Origin of the sequence: Nostoc sp. 2RC (assembly GCF_014222165.1) — a bacterium.
GTDB lineage: Bacteria > Cyanobacteriota > Cyanobacteriia > Cyanobacteriales > Nostocaceae > Nostoc > Nostoc linckia.
Window position 1 is genome coordinate 1 of record NZ_JACKZU010000508.1, and the last position, 4481, is coordinate 4481.

Genomic DNA, 4481 nt, shown 5'->3' on the forward strand with positions numbered 1-4481 from the left:
CGCCAGTCGCTCATGGGGGAAACCCCCAAGACCGCGCTGGCTCACCTTTTCCCCAGACCCAATGCCGAGTTAAAAATCGTTAACCGAGCAGTATTGAGATCTAACGCTGTTTGCGCCCTGCTGTGAGTATTGGGTGTCTTAGGCTTGGATAACAAAATCAGAAGCCGACAGATTTGGCAGACCAGCCAGAGTTGCAAATTGACCGCCATTGCCAAAACCAGGGGCGCTACCATTTTCGTTGTAGAATAACCCCCCACTGACAGCATCGTAAACAATTGCAGCGCTGGTGATGCCTTGTTGAATTTGGGTGGAATTGACAACCACAAAATCAGCCACATTACTAAAACCATTTCCAGCAGCAGAGGTAATTTGACTGAAGGTGGTTTTATCTAAAACTATTTTGTCACCTTGAGAACGTGTGAAGTCAGTGATTTGGTCGATACCAACAGCAGAGTTAGTGAAAGTGGCATTGGTGTTGAAAATAAAAGAATCGGCATTATTGCCACCCGTAAGCACATCGTTACCAGCACCGCCAGCTAGAGTATCATTGCCTGCACCACCGATGAGGATATCATTGCCTGCTCCACCACGCAGATAGTCATTGCCACTTAAACCATCAATTGTGTCATTACCGCCTTGACCATTAATGACATCATTGGAGTTGTCAAAACCTTTGACGTTATTGTTTAAGTCATTGAGAAACGTCACCATGTTTTGAGAATAGAGGGTAGTAAGATTATCATTTTTATCAAAGATATCAATACTATCAGTAACACTTGCCTGACCATTAAACTGGATATTGCCCACTACTGAGTTGCCACTGCCACCAGGACCGTTAGCAAATTTTTCCTGTGACAAGTTTTGCAGAATGACTTTGGTATTAGCAACGTTGTCAAAGGTGATTTCTAAATTATTGCCATTTTCAGTTAGTAGCAGATTCTTGGCAGTCAAGTCAGTGCCAATAAATTGTAGTATGTCCAATTCGGCAAGCACGGCTGAGTTGGGGGTAAAGCCAGTACCGTAGCCACCAAAATCCGTGATGGTGTCGATACCATCGCCAGGGCGGAAGATGAACTTATCTTGTCCACCGCCACCTGTGAGCAAGTCGTCTCCACCGCCACCTGTGAGTTTGTCGTTACCAGCTAGCCCATTAATGATATTGTTAGAGCCTGTGCCGATGAGTGTATCTGCACCAAGGGAGCCTGTGATGTTGAGTGGTGTGACACTCAAGTTAAAGGTATCGCTGATACTAGTATTGCTGCTGTCGGTGGCAGTGACTTTGATGCTGATGGTTTTGACATCCAAATCGCTAGGTGTGCCAGTGAAGGTATGGGTGTTGGAGTTGAAAGACAACCAGGCAGGTAGAGAATTACCGTCATCTAATGTGGCACTGTAGGTTAAGGTATCGCCTGCATCAATATCAGCAAAGGTGTTGTCAGGAATAGTGAAGTTGAAAATATTATTTTCAACTGTAGTTTGGTCAGTAATGGCATTTTGCACTGTGGGAGCATCGTTGACACCGTTGATGGTGATGTTAACTGTTGCTGTATTTGTGCCGCCTTTGCCATCGCTAATGGTATAAGTGAAACTGTCAGTGGCAGTTGCACCTGTGCCCAAAGATTCAAATTTGCCATTGGGGTTGTAGGTCAATTCACCATTAGCGTTGAGAGTCAACAGCGCACCATTAGCCAGAGTAATTTGATTGCCGACATTTGCAGCACTGCCGTTTACCTGTATCACTGTTAAAGTGTTGTTATTCGGGTCACTGTCGGGAGTAGTAGGATTGGCAAATAGCACATTGCCATTCAAAACTGTGTCTTCATCAGTGCTGAAGACATCATTGACAGCGATCGGTGGTTGATTAAAGTCTAAGATAGTTGTTGCCACCGCACTGGTGTTACTGTGAGCCTGTCCGTCATCGACGACCAACTTAATTACTCGGTTAGTGGTATTGACAGTGTTAGCTGTATTGTTGTACGTGATGCTGGCGAGAACTTGGCGGTAATTGGCAATGGTATCCGTGCCGCTGAGGGTGAGAGTGCCTGTGGTGGCGTTATAGGTAGTTTTGATGTTGCCTGTGGTTGTGGCAGTGAGCCTTTCGGCTACCCCATCCAAAAGATTAGTAATGGTGATGGTAGCACCAGCGAGGGTAGTATTATTGTCCCTCAGGCTGAAGTCGCTGTTGAGGATGGAGATGGGATTGCCGTTAAAGGTAATACTAGAATCAATTCCATCAGAGTTGCCGTTCAGGTCAAGTATAGGAGCGCGGTTGCCAAACACCACGTAGCTCTGCCCTGAATTATAGCCATTGGGGGAGGCGTATGGTGCGCCGATAATCAAGTCGTCGATGCCGTCACCGTTGATATCGCCAGCACTGCTGACAGAACCGGCTGAGCTGTTATCGTAATCGATGCCACTCGCAAAGCCGTTAGCATTTCCATTGATGCCGTTAATCACAAAGCCGTTAGCACCGTTGAGGGTGGAAAGGTTGAGAGTAGGGCTAAAGCCTGTGGTTTTGCCAAACACCACGTAGCTCTGCCCTGACGATATGCCGTTGGGGGAGGTATATTGCGCGCCGATAATCAAGTCACCGATGCCGTCACCGTTGATATCCCCAGCACTGCTGACTGAGTAGCCTGAGTAGCCATCTGCATTGATGCCGTTAATCGCAAAGCCGTTAGCACCATTGAGGGACAAGAGGTTGAGGACGGGGCTAAAGGCTGTGGTTTTGCCAAATACCACGTAGCTTTGCCCTGACGATGTGCCCTTGGGAGAGGCATATGGCGCACCGATAATCAGGTCATCGATGCCGTCACCATTGACATCCCCAGCACTGCTGACTGAGTAGCCTAAGAAGTCACCTGCTTTGATGCCGTTAATCACAAAGCCGTTAGCACCGTTGAGGGTAGAAAGGTTGAGGGTGGGGTTAAAGCCTGTGGTTTTGCCAAAGACTACGTAGCTTTGCCCTGATTCTTCGCCGTTGGGGGAAGCAAATCTGGCGCTGATAATCAGGTCATCGATGCCATCACCGTTGATATCCCCAGCACTGCTGACAGACCTGCCAGAGCGATCGCCTGCTTTAATGCCGTTAATCATAAAGCCGTTAGCACCATTAAGAGACCAGAGGTTGAGGGTAGGGCTAAAGCCTGTGGTTTTGCCAAATACCACATAACTCTGCCCTGAATTAGAGGCGTTGGGGCTGGCAAATGGCGCACCGATAATCAGGTCATCGATGCCGTCACCGTTGACATCCCCAGCACTGCTGACTGAGTAGCCTAAGAAGTCACCTACATAGATGCCGTTAATCGCAAAGCCGTTAACACCGTTGAGGGTGGAAAGGTTGAGGGTGGGGTTAAAGCCTGTAGTTTTACCAAATACTAGGTAGCTCTGTCCTGGAGTATTGGCATGAAGGGAGGGTGCGCCGATAATCAGGTCATCAATGCTGTCACCGTTGACATCCCCAGCATTGCTAACAGACCAACCTGAGTTGCCACCTCCATTGATGCCGTTAATCACAAAGCCGTTAGTACCGTTAAGGGTGGAAAGGTTGAGAGTGGGGTTAAAACCTGTGGTTTTGCCAAACACCACATAGCTCTGTCCTGAATAATTACCATACGGTGCGCCGATAATCAGGTCATCGATGCCGTCACCGTTGACATCCCCAGCACTGCTGACAGACTCACCTAAGTAGCCGCCTGTGTTGATACCGTTAATCACAAAGCCGTTAGTACCGTTGAGGTTAGATAAGTTAAAAACTGAATTTGCCATAATTTCCTTTTATAATTTGTTGTAGTTAGTTATCAACAAGACAGCAGCGAAGCTTTTGAGGCGCTCGGAAGTAAAGAGATTAATGTAGGACTTACGCACGAGTCACGTAAAAACGTAGACGCGGAGCGGCTTGCCGTAGGCTACCACAGAGGCACAGAGTTCACGGAGAAATGAGAGTTTGAGAGATATTTTGCGTAAGTCCTGTAATGTTTTCTTTGAAAGCGATCGTTTGACTGCCTTCTGTATTACTTCTTGGGATCAGTGAAATCAAAATATGCAACCTTGAGATTGTGAAGAATAGTTCAGTTGCATCAAAATGCCCGAAAATCTGTGACATCAAGGAATTTTTGAATTTATAGCGATTTTTAATTGAACAGGACTTACGCAAAATTATGAACAAACGTAGACGCACAGCGGCTTGCCGCAGACTACCACCAAGGACGCATAGACACGTTCAAAGGAGCGTCTTGTAGAGAAGTGGCTTAAGGCAGGGTAGGATACAAAAAAATAGGGGCGTTGCACAATAGAAATATGAATGAGAGCGATCGCGCTATAAAATGCCCAAGGTGCGAATTAAGTCAGATCCGCAAGCTTGAAACGATCGCATGATTCATATTTTGATTCTGCAACGCCAGAAATTGAGAGGTACAGGAGAATGTTCGGATGGGAATTGAGACCCCATCTGAACGGAAGCCGCGCAAATTATAATTTTT

At 46.8% G+C, this 4481-nt stretch carries 1 protein-coding gene; it reads right to left on the reverse strand.

The features are described from left to right. Nucleotides 1-138: 138 nt before the first annotated feature. The gene (locus tag GNE10_RS32320; protein WP_185570068.1) at nt 139-3768 is read right to left on the reverse strand and encodes a putative Ig domain-containing protein; all 3630 of its coding nucleotides are present in this window, start codon (nt 3766-3768) and stop codon (nt 139-141) included. Nucleotides 3769-4481 lie beyond the last annotated feature (713 nt).

What these genes read in the sequence shown, in the direction of transcription:
- GNE10_RS32320 (WP_185570068.1), bottom strand. Translation starts at nt 3,768, where the DNA reads ATGGCAAATTCAGTTTTTAACTTATCTAACCTCAACGGTACTAACGGC.